This is a genomic window from Streptomyces sp. NBC_01224 (assembly GCF_036002945.1).
Lineage (GTDB): Bacteria > Actinomycetota > Actinomycetes > Streptomycetales > Streptomycetaceae > Streptomyces.
In genome coordinates this window covers 5,062,278-5,079,656 of the sequence record NZ_CP108529.1, presented here as the reverse complement: position 1 = coordinate 5,079,656, position 17,379 = coordinate 5,062,278, and the positions used below count along the sequence as shown (strand labels likewise).

Here is a 17,379-nt window from a genome sequence, read left to right as displayed (position 1 = left end):
CCGCGGGTAGAAGCGGCTACCAGCCCCGCAAGGTCCTGTCCATAGCCCCCGCGGGCGGGCACTGTCGGTGCTCGCAGGTAGATTCGAGAGAGAGCACCCAGCCGTCCGCACGCGGCCCCGTGTCTCTACGCCCAACGACAGCAGGAGTGATTCGCGTGGATCGTGTCGCGCTGCGCGGCCTCAAGGCCCGTGGACACCATGGCGTCTTCCCCCGAGAACGGGAAGAGGGCCAGACGTTCATCGTGGACCTGGTGCTCGGCCTCGACACCCGCCCCGCGGCAGCCGCCGACGACCTGACGAAGACCGTGCACTACGGCATCGTCGCGGAGGAGGTCGTCGACGTGGTGCAGGGGGAACCGGTCGATCTGATCGAAACGCTCGCGGAGCGCATCGCCCAGAAGTGCCTCAAGCACGAAGGAGTCGAGGAGGTGGAGGTGGTGGTGCACAAGCCGGATGCGCCGATCACCGTCCCCTTCGACGATGTGACCATCACCATCACCCGGAGCCGAGTATGACTGCATTTTCTACCGAGGGGCAGAGCGACCCGACCGTACAGCCGGTTCCTGCCTCCGTGGTCGAGCAGGTGGACGCCGCGGACATCACCCTCTCCAACCCCAAACGCGCCGTGCTCTCCCTGGGCTCCAATCTGGGCAACCGCCTGGAGACCCTCCAGGGCGCCATAGACGCCCTGGAGGACACCCCCGGCCTGCGGGTCAAAGCGGTCTCCCCGGTGTACGAGACGGAGCCCTGGGGCGTCGCTCCCGGCTCCCAGCCCTCGTACTTCAACGCGGTGATCGTCGTGAAGACGACGCTCCCCCCGTCCTCCCTCCTGGAACGCGGCCAGGCCATCGAAGAGGCCTTCGACCGGGTTCGTGAGGAACGCTGGGGCCCGCGCACCATCGACGTCGACATCGTGGCGTACGCGGATGTCGTCTCCGACGACCCGGCGCTCACCCTCCCCCACCCCCGTGCCCATGAGCGCGCCTTCGTGCTCGCCCCTTGGCACGACATCGACCCCGGGGCTCAGCTGCCCGGCGCCGGCCCCGTGGCGGAGCTGCTCGCCGGTGTCGGCCGGGAAGGCGTTCTGCCCCGGGCCGATCTGGAACTCCGTCTGCCCGAGTAGTCGTTAGGCTCAACGGAAACGGATCACTGGCTACACAGACCACTGGTGACACGCACCACTGGCGGCGAAGGGTGGATCACTCGGTGAAGCAACTACGGCTCGGGGTACTGGCCGGCCTCTTCGCCGCAGCCGGGGTGCTCTCCTGGGGCGGTGCCCGTCTCTGGGACTCCCTGGGCAGTCTGCCGAGCGTTCCCCTCGCCGCGCCGATCGTGCTCGCGGTGATCGCCGCCATCCTGCTCGCGACAGCGCTCTCCATCCGTTCCCGGCTGCGCGCCCAGCGTGAGCGCCGGCCGGAAGCCAAGGGCGTCGAGCCACTGATGGCGGCCCGCGCAGTCGTCTTCGGCCAGGCCAGCGCGCTGGTCGTCTCCCTGGTCTCCGGCATGTACGGCGGCACGGGCGTCTTCCTGCTCGGCTCGCTCGACATCCCGGCCCGCCGCGACCAGGCGATCTACGCGGGCTTCGCGGTCCTGGCCGGCATCGCGGTGGTTGCCGCGGCCCTCTGGCTGGAGCGCATCTGCAAGCTCCCGGAGGACGAGGACAACGACAAGAGCTCGGCGTCCGCGTAGCGGTCACCGAGCTCTTCCCTCACAGCCGCTCCGGAGCTCAGCGCGCCATGATCAGGCTCATGGCCTCGGCGCGCGTCGCGGGGTCGCGGAGCTGGCCGCGCACCGCCGAGGTCAGCGTCTTCGCACCGGGCTTGCGGATACCGCGCATCGACATGCACATGTGCTCGCACTCGACGACGACAACGACCCCGCGCGGCTCCAGAATCTCCATGAGCGAATCGGCGATCTGCGTGGTGAGCCGCTCCTGGACCTGCGGGCGCCGGGCGAAGACATCGACGAGACGGGCCAGCTTCGACAGACCGGTGATCTTGCCGCTGGTCGCCGGGATGTACCCGACATGCGCGACACCCCGGAACGGCACCAGGTGGTGTTCACACGTGGAGAACACCTCGATGTCCTTGACCAGCACCATCTCGTCGTGGCCGAGATCGAACGTGGTCGTCAGCACATCCTCGGGCACCTGGTAGAGGCCCGCGAATATCTCCTTGTACGCCCGTGCCACCCGCCCCGGCGTCTCGCGCAGTCCCTCACGGTCCGGGTCCTCGCCCACGGCGAAGAGGAGTTCGCGTACGGCCGCCTCGGCCCGCTTCTCGTCGAACTCACCGATCGAACCCTGGCCGTCCAACGTCACCGGGTCGGTCATCTGTGCCTCGTTCCTCTGAGCTGTCACCCGCGCATACCTCCGCACGGGCGTACGAAAAAGCCGCGCCCCCACAGGCTAGAACCTGCGGGGGCACGGCATCCATTCCGGGTCCGGTGCGGCTCCCGTGACAGCAGCCACACCGGGCTTCGCGGAACCTCAGCTCTCGGGGCGGTCCTCCGGAAGCACCTCGGTGGCCGGGACGGTGTCCGTCGGGACGACCGAGCCGTTCGCCGTGGTGGCGCCGTTGGTGAGGGCGAGCTCCTTGGGCGAGAGCACCGGCGGCCGCGTCGACGGGGTGCGTCGGGCGGAACCGGTCCATGCCGGACGGGACGGGCGCTTCACGATCGGGGCGAAGATCTCGGCGATCTCCTCCTTGCCGAGCGTCTCCTTCTCGAGGAGCTGGAGAACCAGGGCGTCCAGCACGTCGCGGTTCTCGACGAGGATCTCCCACGCGTCGTTGTGCGCGGTCTCGATGAGCTTCTTGACCTCTTCGTCGACGAGGGCCGCGACCTCTTCCGAGTAGTCGCGCTGGTGGCCCATCTCCCGGCCCACGAAGGGCTCGGTGTTGTCGCCACCGAACTTGATCGCGCCGAGCCGCTCCGTCATGCCGTACTGCGTGACCATCGCGCGGGCCGTTGCGGTGGCCTTCTCGATGTCGTTCGCAGCGCCGGTGGTCGGGTCGTGGAAGACCAGCTCCTCGGCCGCGCGCCCGCCCAGCATGTAGGCCAGCTGGTCGAGCATCTCGTTGCGCGTCGTGGAGTACTTGTCCTCCTCCGGGAGCACCATCGTGTAACCGAGGGCGCGGCCGCGGGAGAGGATCGTGATCTTGTGGACCGGGTCCGACTGGGGGGAAGCCGCCGCGACCAGGGCGTGTCCGCCCTCGTGGTACGCGGTGATCTTCTTCTCCTTCTCGGACATGATCCGGGTCCGCTTCTGCGGACCCGCCACGACGCGGTCGATGGCCTCGTCGAGCATCTTGTTGTCGATCAGCTTCAGGTTGGCGCGCGCCGTGAGGAGCGCCGCTTCGTTCAGCACGTTCGACAGGTCGGCACCGGTAAAGCCCGGCGTACGACGGGCAACGGCGCCGAGGTCGACGTCCTTTGCGACCGGCTTGCCCTTCTGGTGCACCTTGAGAATCTCGAGACGGCCCTGCATGTCCGGCCGGTCGACCGCGATCTGCCGGTCGAAACGGCCCGGTCGCAGCAGCGCCGGGTCGAGGATGTCCGGCCGGTTCGTGGCGGCGATCAGGATGACGCCGCCCTTCACGTCGAAGCCGTCCATCTCGACGAGCAGCTGGTTCAGCGTCTGCTCGCGCTCGTCGTGACCGCCGCCCATTCCGGCACCGCGGTGCCGGCCGACGGCGTCGATCTCGTCGACGAAAACGATCGCCGGAGCGTTCGCCTTGGCCTGCTCGAAGAGGTCACGAACCCGGCTGGCACCGACACCGACGAACATCTCGACGAAGTCGGAACCGGAGATCGAGTAGAACGGGACGCCCGCCTCGCCCGCGACAGCGCGTGCGAGCAGCGTCTTACCCGTGCCGGGAGGCCCGTAGAGCAGGACACCCTTCGGGATCTTGGCACCGACGGCCTGGAACTTCGCCGGCTCCTCGAGGAACTCCTTGATCTCTTGGAGCTCCTCGACGGCCTCGTCCGACCCCGCCACATCGGCGAACGTCGTCTTCGGGGTGTCCTTGGTGATCAGCTTCGCCTTGGACTTCCCGAACTGCATGACCCGGGAGCCGCCGCCCTGCATCTGATTCATCAGGAACAGGAAGACGACCACGATCAGGACGAAGGGCAGCAGCGAGAGGAGGATCGAGATGAACGGGGACTGCTTCGACGGCGAGACAGTGTAGCCCTTGTCGATCTTGCCGCTCTCGAACTTCTGCTGCAGCGTGTCGGCCAGCTGGACACCCTGGTCGCCGATGTAGCTCGCCTGGAACTTGCTGCCGGACTCGCCCGAAAGCTTCTGGCCCTTGTTCAACTCGATCTTGATGATCTGTTCGTCACCGGTGGTCAGCTTGGCCTGCGCCACCTGGTCCTTGCTGATCGCCTGGATCACCTTGCCGGTGTCCACCGATTTGTAGCCGCCCGACGAGCCGACGACCTGCATCAACACGACCACGGCGAGGACGGCCAGCACGATCCACATGACCGGCCCACGGAAGTATCGCTTCACGTCCATCCATACGGGGCGATGACGCCCCGTCCCTCCTGCCCGTAGGTAAATGCTGCTGTGAGAAAAGACTGTTCTTCGGACGGTACCCCAGCATTGTCGCCTGCGGCTGCCGAGGACGTCTGTCGAAACCCGCCTTCAAAGGCTCAACGGCGGGAATCCGGTGAAAGGTTCCCGTCGTCCGCCCCGGACGGGCCGGGCACCCCGGCCGGGCGAGAGGTGCCGGGAGGCGGTCAGCCCCCGTAGACGTGCGGAGCGAGCGTGCCGACGAAGGGCAGATTGCGGTACTTCTCCGCGTAATCCAGCCCGTATCCGACGACGAACTCGTTGGGGATGTCGAAGCCGACCCACTTGCAGTCGAGCGCGACCTTGGCCGCGTCCGGCTTGCGCAGCAGGGTGCAGATCTCCAGGGACGCCGGCTCGCGCGAGCCGAGGTTCGACATCAGCCAGGACAGCGTCAGGCCCGAGTCGATGATGTCCTCGACGATCAGGACGTGCTTGCCCTTGATGTCGGTGTCCAGGTCCTTGAGGATCCGGACCACTCCGGAGGACTGGGTGCCCGCGCCGTACGACGAGACGGCCATCCAGTCCATGGTGACGGGGGTGGACAGCGCGCGCGCCAGGTCCGCCATCACCATCACTGCGCCCTTGAGGACGCCGACGATGAGCAGGTCCTTGCCCGCGTACTCCGCGTCGATCTTCGCGGCCAGCTCGACGAGCTTCGCGTCGATCTCTTCCTTGGTGAGGAGCACCGACTGAAGGTCGGTGCCCATGTCCTTCTCGTTCACCCGCGTCTCTTTCTTTGCCTGCCGGATCCGGGGTATTGGCCCGGACCTGCGCGGCCGCTCGCCTGCATGTCAGCCGCTCGTGCTTCAGCTCTGCCGAATCACCAGTCTGCCACCCTGTCGCATGGCTTCGACCCGGCCCGGCAGGTTGATGGCCCGCTGGCCGCGCCAGCCGGTGATCAGACGGTCGACTTCCTCGATGTGCCGGGCGAAGAGCGAACCGGCCGGGGAGCCCGCCTCCATGGCGGCCCGGCGCAGTACCCGGCGGCGCACGGCGGGCGGCAGCGCGTACAGCTTGGCGCACTCCAGCCGGCCCGCGTCGTCCCGCACGGCGCGGTCGGCCTCGGCGGCCCAGGTGTCCAGGGCGTCGGCGTCGTCGCGGGAGAGCTGCGCCGTACGGGCCAGAGCCTCGACGACCCCTTTGCCCAGGGCCTTCTCGAGGGCCGGCAGGCCCTCGTGGCGCAGTCGGGAGCGGGTGTAGGCGGGGTCGATGTTGTGCGGGTCGTCCCAGACGGGCAGCGACTGGACGAGGCAGGCCTTGCGGGCGGTCTGCCGGTCGAGCTGGAGGAAGGGGCGGCGGTAGCGGCCGGCCGGGCCGGATGCGGCGGCCATGCCGGAGAGGGAGCGGATGCCGGAGCCGCGGGCGAGGCCCAGCAGCACCGTCTCCGCCTGGTCGTCACGGGTGTGGCCGAGCAGGACGGCGGCGGCGCCGTGCCGCTCGGCCGCCGCGTCCAGGGCGGCGTAGCGGGCGTCGCGGGCCGCGGCCTCGGGTCCGCCTTCCTGGCCTACCTGCACGGCGACGGACTCGACCGGGTCGAGGTGCATGGCGGTGAGGCGGTCGACGACCTCGGCGGCCCGGGTGTCGGATCCGTCCTGGAGGCCGTGGTCGACGGTGATGCCGCCGGCCCGGACGTCGAGTTTGCGGGCCTCGAAGGCGAGGGCGGAGGCGAGCGCCATGGAATCGGCGCCGCCGGAGCATGCCACCAGCACCAGCGGGGTATCGGGGCGTTCGGGGAGTGCGGCGCGCTGCCTGCCCGCACCGGCTTCGGCGAGCTCGGGGTGCGGGGTGCGCCGGGTGTGCTCGGCGCTCCGGGTGTGTTCGGTGAGTACGTCGTGGAGTACGCGGCGGACCGCCAGGCGTATCGCCGCGACCGCAGGATGGGGACCCATGTCCGGTGCCCTTCGTGAAGTTTTGGGAGGTGCCTCGGAGTGCCGGGACGGGAAGAGTGCCGTCACTCAGAGTGCGTCGATGGTGACAGAGGCAAGCCGTCCATCGAGCATTGCACGCCTTCCCATGCCTCTACGGTCCCTCGGATGGGTGAATACCGGCGCGTTCGAGTCCTGTCGTCCGCCGTCGGGCCCGTCGTGATCAGGACTCTGCCTTACGGTGCACCCTCGCGATCCAGTCCGTCGGTTTCGCGATCTCCGCCTTGGTCGGGAGGGTGTTCGGCGAGGTCCAGACCCGGTTGAAGCCGTCCATGCCGACCTCGTCGACCACGGCACGGACGAATCGCTCGCCGTCGCGGTACTGGCGCAGTTTGGCGTCGAGTCCGAGAAGCTTGCGCAGCGCCTGGTCGAGACGGCTCGCACCGCGCGCCCTGCGCTGCTGGAACTTCTCCCGGATCTCGCCGACGGAGGAGACGACCTCGGGGCCGACGCCGTCCATCACATAGTCGGCATGGCCTTCGAGCAGGGACATCACGGCGGTGAGCCGGCCGAGGATCTCGCGCTGGGCGGGTGTCTGGACCAGTTCGACGAGGCTGCGGCCGCCGTCCTCGCCGTCCTCGCCCTCGGGACGGCCCCCGGCCAGGGACTGGGCGGCCTCGCGGAGCCGTTCCAGCACGGTCATCGGGTCGACGTCGGTCTCTTCGAGGAACGACTGGATCTCACCCTGCAGATGGTCGCGGAGCCAGGGCACACCGGTGAACTGGGTGCGATGGGTCTCCTCATGGAGGGCGACCCAGAGCCGGAAGTCGTGCGGGTCGACGTCGAGTTCGCGCTCGACATGGACGATGTTCGGGGCGACGAGCAGCAGCCTGCCGCCGCCGTCGGCCGAGGCCGGGAGCTCACGGGTGGCGGGGGCGAACGTCTCGTACTGGCCGAGGACCCGGGAGGCCAGGAACGACAGCAGCATCCCCACCTCGACGCCCGTCACCTTGCCACCGACCGCACCGAGCACGGCGCCGCCCGGGCCGTTGCCACGCCGGTCCTGCATCTTCCCCAGGAGCGGGCGGAGCAGTTCGCGGAAGCCCGCGACATTGGCCTTGATCCAGCCGGCCCGGTCCACGACCAGGACCGGGGTGTCCTCCGGTTCGGCCCCCTCGGGGATCATCCGGGTGAAGGAACGGACGTGCTCCTCCGCGGCCTTGGCATGCCGGCGCAGCTCCGCGACAACCTCGCGGGCGTCCTCGCGGCTGATCTCGGGCCCCGGCCGCACAAGTCGGGTCGCGGTCGCGACCGCGAGATTCCAGTCGACCATCTCGGCACCACCGATGCTCGTCATGCGTCAACCGTACGTGCTCGGGTGCGTCCGCGGTGTGGTGTTGACCGGCTCATCGGGTACGGGCGGCGAGGCTGGTGGCGAGGGCGTCGAGGGAGGACTGGGCCTCGGACGGGGATGTCGTACCGGATGCCAGGAAGGCGAAGGCGAGCAGCCGGCCCTGCCTGTCGACGACCGTCCCGGCGAGGGTGTTCACACCGGTGAGGGTGCCGGTCTTGGCGCGGATCAGGCCGGTGCCTGCGGACTTCTGGGTGTAGCGGCCGCTGAGGGTGCCGCTGAATCCGGCCACCGGGAGGCCGGTGAGGACGGGGCGCAGTTCGGGGTGGTCCGGGTCGGCGGCGCGGGCGAGGAGGCCGGCCAGCAGTCCGGCGGTGACCTTGTCCTTGCGGTTCAGCCCGCTGCCGTCGGCGAAGTTCACACCTTTCAGCGGCAGGTGGAGCTTCTTGAGCTGTGCGGTGACGGCCCGTCGGCCGCCGTCGAAGTCGGCCCGTTCGCCCGCGGCCAGGGCGGTCTGCCGGGCGAGCGCCTCGGCGATGTCGTTGTCGCTGTTGGTCAGGGCCCGTTCGACCAGTGCGGAGAGCGGGGTGGAGAGGTGTTCGGCGACCGGCCGGGACTTGGCGGCCGGCCGGCCGGGCAACGGGCCGGACCGGGTGGCGATCCCGGCATCCTCGAGCAGCTCGCCGAAGGACCGGGCGGTGTCACCGGCCGGGTCGTCGCTGCGTGGGGCGGGTCCGCTGTCGGTGCTGTCCAGCCTGCCCTCATCGGTCATCAGGGCGCTGACGGGCGCGATGTTCTCGTTGGGGCCGATCGGGTGCCGAGCCGGGCCGGAGTAGCGGGAGGTGTCGTACGTGAGGCGGACCGTTTTTACGCCCCGGCCCTTCAGGGTGCGGGCGGTGTCGGCGGCCAGTGCGCGCAGGGCGGCCTTGTCGAGGGTGGGGTCGCCGCCGCCGACCAGGGCAATGCTGCGGGAGTCGGGGGACGCCTGGACCGTCGTGGCGATGCGGTGCTCGGGGCCGAGCGCGCTCAGGGCGGCGACCGCGGTGGCGATCTTGATGGTGGAGGCGGGCGTCATGGGCGTGTCGGCGCCCTGGCCGTACAGCCGCTCGTCGGTGGCGGTGTCGATGACGACGGCGGTACGCACGGTGCCCAGGGCGGGGGCCTTCAGCAGCGGGCCCAGGGTGGCGCGGAGGGCGGCCGCTGCGCCGTCCGGGGCGTCCCGGGCGTCCGGGGCGGCGTTGTCGACGACGGAGGAGAGGGGCGCGAGGACGGCCGGGGCGCTGGGTGCAGGATCCGGTCCGGACGGTGCGCCGGGTTCGTGATGTACGCCACCTGTGCGGCTCCGGGCGGCAGCCCAGTCCTGCTCGGCCTTACGCTGACCCGAGTCCCAGGGGCCGGCGGCAAGGACGACGCCGGCTGCGAGCGCCAGGCCGAGGCCGGCGGAGACAGCCGTGAACTGCCGATCGTTCAGCCCCTTCAACCTGATCACGCTGGCCTGCCGGGTGAGCCTGCTCAGCTTGTCGAGCGGATTGACCGACGGTCTTTTCACCGGCTCGTCCACCGTTGACCAGCCCCTTTCGCGAGCACACATCTGCGTGGGGGACACTTAATCACCAGTCTTATGTCTTGATCATGGAGGAGCCACCCGTGGAGTTCGACGTCACCATCGAGATCCCGAAGGGTTCGCGGAACAAGTACGAGGTGGACCACGAGACCGGTCGGATCCGCCTGGACCGTCGACTCTTCACCTCGACCAGCTACCCGGCGGACTACGGCTTCGTCGAGAACACCCTCGGCGAGGACGGTGACCCGCTGGACGCGCTGGTCATCCTGGACGAGCCGACCTTCCCCGGCTGCCTCATCAAGTGCCGCGCCATCGGCATGTTCCGGATGACGGACGAGGCCGGTGGCGACGACAAGCTGCTGTGCGTGCCGGCCTCCGACCCCCGGGTGGAGCACCTGCGCGACATCCACCACGTGTCGGAGTTCGACCGCCTGGAGATCCAGCACTTCTTCGAGGTCTACAAGGACCTGGAGCCCGGCAAGTCCGTCGAGGGTGCCGACTGGGTCGGCCGCGCCGAGGCCGAGGCCGAGATCGAGGCCTCCTACAAGCGTCTTGAGGCACAGGGCGGCGCGCACTGACCCCAGGGTCGCGGCCGGATTCCGGCCGGGATACATCGCACGGTTCCGTTTACGGTTCCGTGCCGGAAACGGGCGGCACTCCTTCCCATGGGGTGCCGCCCGTTTCGTATGCCCGTCCGCCCCATGGGGTGCCGCCCGTTTCGTATGCCCGTCCGCCCCATGGGGTGCCGCCCGTTTCGTATGCCCGTCCGCGTGTCCGTCCGGTCCGTGGTTCCGCCCGCCTCGCATCCGCACCCTTGCCCGTGGCCATACTGGGCAGAAGCGCAACCGAAGACGCGCAGCCGATGAGGAGCGAGGTCGAGTGGTGGCGGAACCGGGCGGTCCGGAGGACCAGAAGCCCCAGTCCGACGAGGCGCGCAGCGCCTTCGTCCCGCCGGCCGGGGTGGGGAGGCCCACGTCTGTCTCCGACGACGACCACCCGACGTCGGAATTCGCCATTCCGACCGGTCTGACGACCGAGCCCCAAGGGTCGGGGACGGGTTCCGCTTCGGGCTCCGGACCGGGTTCCGGTCCGGCCTCCGGCTCGGACACGATCGGCTCCGCCTTCGCCCCGCCGCGCACCTACAGCGCCCAGCATCCGCCACCCGCGTTCACTCCGGCACACGGCAGTCCGATGATCCGGCTGACCAAGGAGGCCCCTTGGCAGGACCGGATGCGCACGATGCTGCGGATGCCGGTCGCCGAGCGCCCGGCACCCGAGCCGGTGCAGAAGCCCGACGAGGCGGGGCCCGCGGTGCCGCGCGTGCTCGACCTGACGCTGCGTATCGGGGAGCTGCTGCTCGCCGGCGGTGAGGGCGCCGAGGACGTCGAGGCGGCGATGTTCGCGGTGACACGCAGCTACGGCCTGGACCGCTGCGAGCCCACGGTCACCTTCACCCTGCTGTCGATCTCGCACCAGCCGTCGCTGGTCGACGACCCGGTGACGGCGAGCCGTACCGTACGCCGTCGTGGCACCGACTACACCCGGCTGGCCGCCGTCTTCCGGCTCATCGACGACATCACCACCGAGGATGTCGAGGTCTCGCTGGAGGAGGCCTACCGGCGCCTGGCAGAGATCCGGCGCAACCGGCATCCGTACTCCGGCTGGGTGCTGACGCTGGCCGGCGGCGGTCTTGCGGGGGCGGCATCGGTGCTGGTCGGCGGTGGTCCGCTGGTGTTCCTGGTGGCGGCGATCGGCGCGATGCTCGGCGACCGGCTCGCCTGGCTCTTTGCCGGGCGGGGGCTGCCGGAGTTCTACCAGTTCGTGGTGGCCGCGATGCCGCCCGCCGCGATGGGCGTGGCGCTGACCCTCACCCACTGGTCGGACGTACGGCCGTCCGCGGTCATCACCGGTGGGCTGTTCGCGCTGCTGCCGGGGCGGGCCCTGGTGGCGGGTGTGCAGGACGGGCTGACCGGTTACTACATCACCGCCGCCGCGCGTCTGCTCGAAGTCATGTACTTGTTCATCGGCATCGTCGTCGGTGTGCTGCTCGTCCTGTATCTGGGACTTCAGCTTGGCGCCCAGCTGAACCCCGAGGCCAGGTTCATCGCCCCCGACCGGCCGGTGGTGCAGATCCTGGCATCGATGGCGCTCTGTTTCGCCTTCGCGATCCTTCTTCAGCAGGACCGGTCCACAGTGCTGGCGGTGACCCTCAACGGCGCCGTGGCCTGGGTGATCTACGGGGCGATGGCCAGGACCGGCGGTATCTCGCCGGTGGCGGCGACAGCGACGGCGGCCGGTCTGGTGGGCCTGTTCGGGCAGCTGCTCTCGCGCTACCGGTACACCTCGTCGCTGCCGTTCATCACGGCGGCGATCGGCCCGCTGCTGCCCGGCTCCGCCACATACTTCGGTCTGCTCGGCATGGCACAGGGCAACGTGAACACCGGGCTCGCCTCGCTGTCGACCGCGGTGGCAACGGCGCTGGCCATCGCGATCGGGGTGAATCTGGGAAGCGAGATCTCCCGGCTGTTCATGCGGGTGCCGGGGGCGGTCGGCGGGGCGAACCGCCGCGCGGCCAAGCGGACGCGCGGCTTCTGAGAGCCTGTCGGGTGACCTCCGATCGGATAGCGGACGCGGTCTGGTGCGTGCGATTCCAAGGCGGAGGAGGGAGTCGACGCGAAGGGGGTCCCCCCATGCCTTCAGCTATGGGGGAGTCGGTGACTGACGACAACGCGGGAAGCGTGCGTGCCAGGGCGTGGCCGCCCGGTCGGAGGTCACCCGACAGGCTCTGAGGCTGCCGGGTGACCTCCGATCGGATAGCGGACGCGGTCTGGTGCGTGCGATTCCAAGGCGGAGGAGGGAGTCAACGCGGAGCGTTGGTGACTGACGACAACGCGGGAAGCGTGCGTGCCAGGGCGTGGCCGCCCGGTCGGAGGTCACCCGGCAGGCTCTGAGGCTGCCGCCGGTTCGGCTCCGGGTCAGCGCTTGGCGTGGCGGCCGCGCTGGCCGGAGGCCGGGCTGCCGCCGGCGGACGGACCATGGCCCTCGCCGCCACCGGCCGCCGCTTCCTTCTTCGACCTGGAACGGGCCCGCAGGAACTCGATCGCGATCGGCACCACCGAGATGAGCACGATCAGGATGAGCATCGCCTCGATGTTTTCGTGGACGAAGTCGATCTTGCCGAGGGCTGCGCCGAGCAGCGTGACCCCGACGCCCCAGAGCACACCGCCGATGATGTTGAACGTGATGAACGAGCGGTAGTTCATCCGGCTCACACCGGCGATGATCGGCGTGAACGTACGCACGATCGGCACGAAGCGGGCCAGGATCAGCGACTTCGGTCCGTACTTCTCGAAGAACTCGTGGGCCTTCTCGACGTTCTCCTGCTTGAAGAGGCGGGAATCCGGGCGCTTGAAGAGCGACGGACCGACCTTGCGGCCGAAGAGATAGCCCACCTGGTCGCCGATGATCGCCGCCAGCGCCACCAGCACGCAGACCAGCCAGAGCGGAGACTTCAGCTGGCCCGTGGTCACCAGCAGACCCGTGGTGAACAGCAGGGAATCGCCGGGAAGGAAGAAGCCGATCAGCAGTCCGGACTCGGCGAACACGATGAGGAGGACGCCGGGGATTCCGAAGGTGTTGATCAGATAGTCCGGGTCCAGCCAGCTCGGTCCGAGCGCAAGCGTATTCAAGGGTCCGGGCTCCTGGATTGATCGATGGCGGCTGCGTGGCCGCCCAAAGCTATCAACGCAGGATGACGTCCCCGGGTTCCAGTGGCCCGTGCGAGGATGCACACCCCGGCGAACCGGGGCAAAAGCTTTCTCCAGGAGGTGCCACACGATGGGCATTGAAGAATACGGCGGCGGACAGCCGGCCCAGTCCGATGTCCTGGTCGTCACCACGAACGACGTACCGGGCTACCAGGTGACCCAGGTGATCGGTGAGGTCTTCGGCCTGACGGTCCGCTCCCGCCACCTCGGCAGCCAGATCGGCGCCGGGCTGAAGTCCATGATCGGCGGCGAGCTGAAGGGGCTGACCAAGACCCTCGTCGAGACCCGTAACCAGGCGATGGAACGGCTCGTCGAGCAGGCGAAGGCCCGGGGTGCCAACGCGGTGCTGATGATGCGCTTCGATGTGACCGAGGCGGCCGACGTGGGCACGGAGGTGTGTGCGTACGGAACGGCCGCCGTGATCAGCAGGAGCTGAGCGACGCGGGCACGGGGGTGAGGGCGCCCCACCCCCGTGCCGGTTACGCGAGGCGCTCCGCGTTGGCGTCGATCGCGTCCCGCAGGTGCTCGGCCAGGCCCGGCCGCATCGACTCGTAGTACGCGCGGAACTGCGGGTCGGACACATACATCTCGCCGAGTCCCCGGTGGATCTCGGGGGTGCACTCGTAGAACCACTTGGTGATGTGGAGCCGGTGGGCCTCGGCGAGGTCCATCGCCCGTTCCCCGGTGGCCGGTTCACCGGCCTCCATCAGCGCATGGTAGGCGGCGCCCCAGTCGGCGACCTCCGTCTGCATCCGCTTCCAGTCGTCCTTGGTGTACCGGGCGACCCGGCGCTGCGACTCGGCGTACGTGGCAGTGCCGCCCCAGCGGCGTTCGGCCTCCTCCGCGTGCTCCTCGGGGTCCTTGCCCCCGAAGACCTCGAACTTCTCCTCGGGCGTGAGGTTGATGCCCATCTTCCGTGCCTCCATGGCTGTTTCGACGGCGGCGGCCATCTTTCGCAGTTCGGCGATCCGGTCGGACAGCAGCCGGTGCTGGCGGCGCAGATGCTCCTGTGGGTCCGCGTCCGGGTCGTCGAGCAGTACCGCGATCTCGTCGAGCGGGAAGCCGAGCTCCCGGTAGAACAGGATCTGCTGCAGCCGGTCGAGGTCACCGTCGTCGTAGCGGCGGTGACCCGCGTGACTGCGCCCGCCGGGCGAGAGCAGTCCGATGCCGTCGTAGTGATGCAGGGTGCGCACCGTGACTCCGGCGAATCCGGCGACCTGTCCCACGGAGTAGTCCACGACTCCCCGCTCCCTTCTCCGTTCCGGTACGTACTGAGCCTGAGTCCTGACGTGACGTGAGGTGCAAGCCCGAAACGCCGTTGTCCCCGGCGCCATTGGAGGGGTTATACGGCTTTTGCGTCGTTATGGTGAGCCGATGGCCACAGATTCTCCCGATCCCGCCGGAACCGCTGCCGCCAAAACCGCTCCTGCCGAAACCAGTCCCGTACGCCGACTGCTGCCCGCCATCGTGCCCTCGCTCGCCTTCCCGTATCTGCACCGGGCCTTGTGGGCCCTGAAGCACTCGGTCCTGGCGCTGACCCTCGGCGGGCTGCTGCTAGGCCTGCTGGGGGCACTGGGCGGCCGTCTCACCCTGTTCAAGGGGCTCGACGAGGTGAAGGAGCTCGCCGCCGACCCGAGCGGCTGGACGGCCGGGCAGTTCGCGGGCATGGCAGTCGTGAAGACGGCCGCGCTGCTGGTCGCGGCGGGCTGCGGCTTCCGGGGCGGGCGGATCTTCCCCGCCGTCTTCGTGGGTGTCGCGCTGGGGCTGTGCGCCCATGCCCTGGTCACATCGGTGCCGGTGGCGCTCGCGGTGGCCTGTACGGCACTGGGGGTGCTGCTGGCCGTCACCCGGCAGGGCTGGCTGAGCCTGTTCACCGCGGCGGTCCTCGTCGGCGACACCGCCGTGCTCCCGATGCTGTGCATCGCCTCGCTGCCGGCCTGGCTGCTGGTGACCGGGCGGCCGCAGATGCAGCTGCACGAGGACGGTACGCCGCTGAGGTGAGCCCGGACCGAGCCCCTTGCCCGACCCCTGGCCCCCGCCGCTCGACGCGCCGGATGCCCCTGCTTTCCGTATCGTCACATCCGTATGGATTCGCATGGATACGTTCTGCTAAGGCTCTGTCGGAGGATTCCGTAATGCCCACGTCCGTCAACGTCGCCGTCATCTACTACTCGTCGACCGGCACCGTCGCCGCGATGGCCAAGGCCATCGCGCAGGACGCCGAGAAGGCCGGTGCGGAGGTACGGCTGCGCAAGGCCGGTGAGCTCGCCCCGCAGGCGGCCATCGACTCCAACCCGGCCTGGGCCGCCAACGCGAAAGCGACTGCGGACATCGCCGAGGCGTCGAAGGACGACATGATCTGGGCGGACGCCGTGATCTTCGGTACGCCGACCCGGTTCGGCAATGTCACCGCCCAGCTCAAGCAGTTCATCGACACCCTCGGCAGCCTCTGGCAGGCGGGCCGTCTCGCCGACAAGGTCTACAGCGGCTTCACCTCCACCAGCACCGCGCACGGCGGCCAGGAGTCCACGCTGCTCGCGCTCTACAACACGATCCACCACTTCGGCGGCATCCTGGTCGCCCCCGGCTACACGGACCCGTCGAAGTTCGTCGACGGTAATCCGTACGGCACTTCGCATGTCGCGGGGCAGGGCGACATCCCCGTCGGCGTGCAGACCCTGACCGCCGCCCGGGTCCAGGCCGAACGGGTCGTGAAGTTCACCCGGGCCATCAAGGACGGCCTCGCCGCCGAGAACTGAACCACCGCACACCGACAGGACCGTCGTGGGTCACGATGACCGCCGAGAGCCGGGAAGGGCTGTCCGCCGATGCCTCTCCACAAAGGTTTGCCCAAGGGCAAGGAACCGTCCCTGGAACGCCGCAGGCTGGCCCTCAACCCGTTCTTCGGAGAGGCCGACCCGACCGCCGGGATGGAGTCGGCACCGCCCCGGCACCGGCTGCCCGACAGGCCGATGCCGCCCTCGACCGCGTACGGCCTGGTCCATGACGAGCTGATGCTCGACGGCAATTCGCGGCTCAACCTCGCCACCTTCGTCACCACCTGGATGGAGCCCCAGGCCGGGGTGCTGATGGGCGAGTGCCGCGACAAGAACATGATCGACAAGGACGAGTACCCGCGCACCGCCGAGCTGGAGCGGCGCTGTGTGGCGATGCTCGCCGATCTCTGGAACGCCCCCGACCCTTCGGCCGTCGTGGGCTGTTCGACCACGGGCTCCAGCGAGGCCTGCATGCTCGCCGGCCTGGCGCTGAAACGCCGTTGGGCAGCAAGGAACGCCGACCGCTACCCGGCGACCGCCCGGCCGAACCTGGTCATGGGCATCAATGTGCAGGTCTGCTGGGACAAGTTCTGCAACTTCTGGGAGGTCGAACCGCGCCTGGTCCCGATGGAGGGCGAGCGCTTCCACCTCGACCCGCAGGCCGCGGCCGACCTCTGCGACGAGAACACCATCGGTGTCGTCGGTATCCTCGGTTCCACCTTTGACGGTTCGTACGAGCCGGTCGCGGAGCTCTGCGCGGCCCTGGACGCCCTTCAGGAGCGCACCGGTCTCGATGTCCCCGTCCATGTGGACGGGGCGTCCGGTGCGATGGTGGCGCCGTTCCTGGACGAGGACCTGGTGTGGGACTTCCGGCTGCCCCGGGTCTCCTCCATCAACACCTCCGGGCACAAGTACGGCCTGGTCTACCCGGGCGTCGGCTGGGCACTGTGGCGCTCGCCCGCAGAGCTGCCCGAGGAGCTGGTCTTCCGGGTCAACTACCTGGGCGGCGACATGCCGACCTTCGCACTGAACTTCTCCCGGCCCGGCGCACAGGTGGTGGCCCAGTACTACACCTTCCTGCGGCTGGGCCGGGAGGGCTACCGGGCCGTTCAGCAGGCGTCCCGGGACGTCGCCGGCGGGCTCGCGAAGCGGATCGAGGAGCTCGGGGACTTCCGGCTCCTCACCCGGGGCGACCAGCTGCCCGTCTTCGCGCTGACGACCGCGCCGGATGTGCAGGCGTACGACGTCTTCGACGTCTCGAGGCGGCTGCGCGAGCACGGCTGGCTGGTGCCCGCGTACACCTTCCCCGCCAACCGGCAGGACCTGTCGGTGCTCCGGGTGGTGTGCCGCAACGGCTTCTCGTCGGACCTCGCCGAACTGCTGCTTGAGGACCTCGGGCTGATCCTGCCCGACCTGCGCCGCCAGCCGCACCCGTTGAGCCGTGACAAGCAGGCGGCGACTTCCTTCCACCACTGAGAG

General features: G+C 69.3%; 16 protein-coding genes and 1 pseudogene. 9 read left to right on the top strand and 8 right to left on the bottom strand.

Annotation, left to right across the window (positions count from 1 at the left end; genetic code table 11):
• The first annotated feature begins 155 nt into the window (after nucleotides 1-155).
• From folB to OG609_RS22685, 3 genes are all read left to right on the top strand, one after another.
• A complete protein-coding gene (folB, locus tag OG609_RS22695; RefSeq protein WP_189546133.1) occupies nucleotides 156-515 on the top strand; it encodes a dihydroneopterin aldolase in 360 nt (119 codons plus the stop codon).
• The gene (folK, locus tag OG609_RS22690; protein ID WP_327274492.1) at nucleotides 512-1,123 is read left to right on the top strand and encodes a 2-amino-4-hydroxy-6-hydroxymethyldihydropteridine diphosphokinase; all 612 of its coding nucleotides are present in this window, start codon (nucleotides 512-514) and stop codon (nucleotides 1,121-1,123) included. The genes folB and folK overlap by 4 nt, the downstream gene beginning before the upstream one ends.
• A gap of 83 nt (nucleotides 1,124-1,206) precedes the next feature.
• Complete coding sequence (locus OG609_RS22685; protein ID WP_327274491.1) at nucleotides 1,207-1,689, top strand: DUF3180 domain-containing protein; 483 nt, start codon at nucleotides 1,207-1,209, stop codon at nucleotides 1,687-1,689.
• Nucleotides 1,690-1,726: 37 nt separating this feature from the next.
• On the opposite strand, the gene folE is transcribed toward OG609_RS22685, so the two are convergent.
• From folE to dacB, 6 genes are all read right to left on the bottom strand, one after another.
• Nucleotides 1,727-2,332, bottom strand: coding sequence for a GTP cyclohydrolase I FolE (gene folE / locus OG609_RS22680; RefSeq protein WP_327274490.1), 606 nt, complete (start codon nucleotides 2,330-2,332; stop codon nucleotides 1,727-1,729).
• A 156-nt stretch (nucleotides 2,333-2,488) separates the two neighbouring features.
• On the bottom strand, nucleotides 2,489-4,519 hold the full coding sequence (gene ftsH / locus OG609_RS22675) for an ATP-dependent zinc metalloprotease FtsH (RefSeq protein ID WP_327274489.1): 2,031 nt from the start codon (nucleotides 4,517-4,519) through the stop codon (nucleotides 2,489-2,491).
• Nucleotides 4,520-4,743: 224 nt separating this feature from the next.
• Nucleotides 4,744-5,283: a hypoxanthine phosphoribosyltransferase gene (hpt, locus tag OG609_RS22670; RefSeq protein WP_072487175.1), complete on the bottom strand. Its 540-nt coding sequence runs from the start codon at nucleotides 5,281-5,283 to the stop codon at nucleotides 4,744-4,746.
• 99 nt (nucleotides 5,284-5,382) lie between these two features.
• Nucleotides 5,383-6,465 (bottom strand): tRNA lysidine(34) synthetase TilS, encoded by a 1,083-nt coding sequence (gene tilS / locus OG609_RS22665; RefSeq protein ID WP_327274488.1) that lies wholly within the window; start codon nucleotides 6,463-6,465, stop codon nucleotides 5,383-5,385.
• Between the two features lie 199 nt (nucleotides 6,466-6,664).
• Nucleotides 6,665-7,798 (bottom strand): zinc-dependent metalloprotease, encoded by a 1,134-nt coding sequence (locus tag OG609_RS22660; RefSeq protein WP_327274487.1) that lies wholly within the window; start codon nucleotides 7,796-7,798, stop codon nucleotides 6,665-6,667.
• Between the two features lie 49 nt (nucleotides 7,799-7,847).
• Nucleotides 7,848-9,353: a D-alanyl-D-alanine carboxypeptidase/D-alanyl-D-alanine endopeptidase gene (dacB, locus tag OG609_RS22655; RefSeq protein ID WP_327274486.1), complete on the bottom strand. Its 1,506-nt coding sequence runs from the start codon at nucleotides 9,351-9,353 to the stop codon at nucleotides 7,848-7,850.
• A gap of 86 nt (nucleotides 9,354-9,439) precedes the next feature.
• On the opposite strand from dacB, the gene OG609_RS22650 reads away from it, so the two are divergent.
• Both OG609_RS22650 and OG609_RS22645 read left to right on the top strand, forming a co-directional pair.
• Nucleotides 9,440-9,934: an inorganic diphosphatase gene (locus OG609_RS22650; protein ID WP_003968257.1), complete on the top strand. Its 495-nt coding sequence runs from the start codon at nucleotides 9,440-9,442 to the stop codon at nucleotides 9,932-9,934.
• 301 nt (nucleotides 9,935-10,235) lie between these two features.
• Entirely contained in the window at nucleotides 10,236-11,951 is a 1,716-nt protein-coding gene (locus tag OG609_RS22645; protein WP_327274485.1) for a threonine/serine ThrE exporter family protein, read from the top strand.
• A gap of 380 nt (nucleotides 11,952-12,331) precedes the next feature.
• Here the strand turns inward: OG609_RS22645 and OG609_RS22640 are convergent, their stop codons facing one another.
• Entirely contained in the window at nucleotides 12,332-13,045 is a 714-nt protein-coding gene (locus tag OG609_RS22640; protein ID WP_327274484.1) for a DedA family protein, read from the bottom strand.
• A gap of 148 nt (nucleotides 13,046-13,193) precedes the next feature.
• Between OG609_RS22640 and OG609_RS22635 the strand changes: the two genes are divergently transcribed.
• Nucleotides 13,194-13,559, top strand: a complete 366-nt coding sequence (locus tag OG609_RS22635) for a YbjQ family protein (RefSeq protein WP_327274483.1) — start codon at nucleotides 13,194-13,196, stop codon at nucleotides 13,557-13,559.
• A gap of 43 nt (nucleotides 13,560-13,602) precedes the next feature.
• Here the strand turns inward: OG609_RS22635 and OG609_RS22630 are convergent, their stop codons facing one another.
• Nucleotides 13,603-14,361, bottom strand: coding sequence for a MerR family transcriptional regulator (locus tag OG609_RS22630; RefSeq protein ID WP_327274482.1), 759 nt, complete (start codon nucleotides 14,359-14,361; stop codon nucleotides 13,603-13,605).
• A gap of 241 nt (nucleotides 14,362-14,602) precedes the next feature.
• On the opposite strand from OG609_RS22630, the pseudogene OG609_RS22625 reads away from it, so the two are divergent.
• From OG609_RS22625 to OG609_RS22615, 3 genes and pseudogenes are all read left to right on the top strand, one after another.
• A pseudogene (locus tag OG609_RS22625) lies at nucleotides 14,603-15,124 on the top strand (chloride channel protein); the annotation flags it as partial.
• A 134-nt stretch (nucleotides 15,125-15,258) separates the two neighbouring features.
• Nucleotides 15,259-15,882, top strand: coding sequence for an NAD(P)H:quinone oxidoreductase (wrbA, locus tag OG609_RS22620; RefSeq protein ID WP_266360445.1), 624 nt, complete (start codon nucleotides 15,259-15,261; stop codon nucleotides 15,880-15,882).
• 69 nt (nucleotides 15,883-15,951) lie between these two features.
• Nucleotides 15,952-17,376, top strand: coding sequence for a glutamate decarboxylase (locus OG609_RS22615; RefSeq protein ID WP_327274481.1), 1,425 nt, complete (start codon nucleotides 15,952-15,954; stop codon nucleotides 17,374-17,376).
• Nucleotides 17,377-17,379 lie beyond the last annotated feature (3 nt).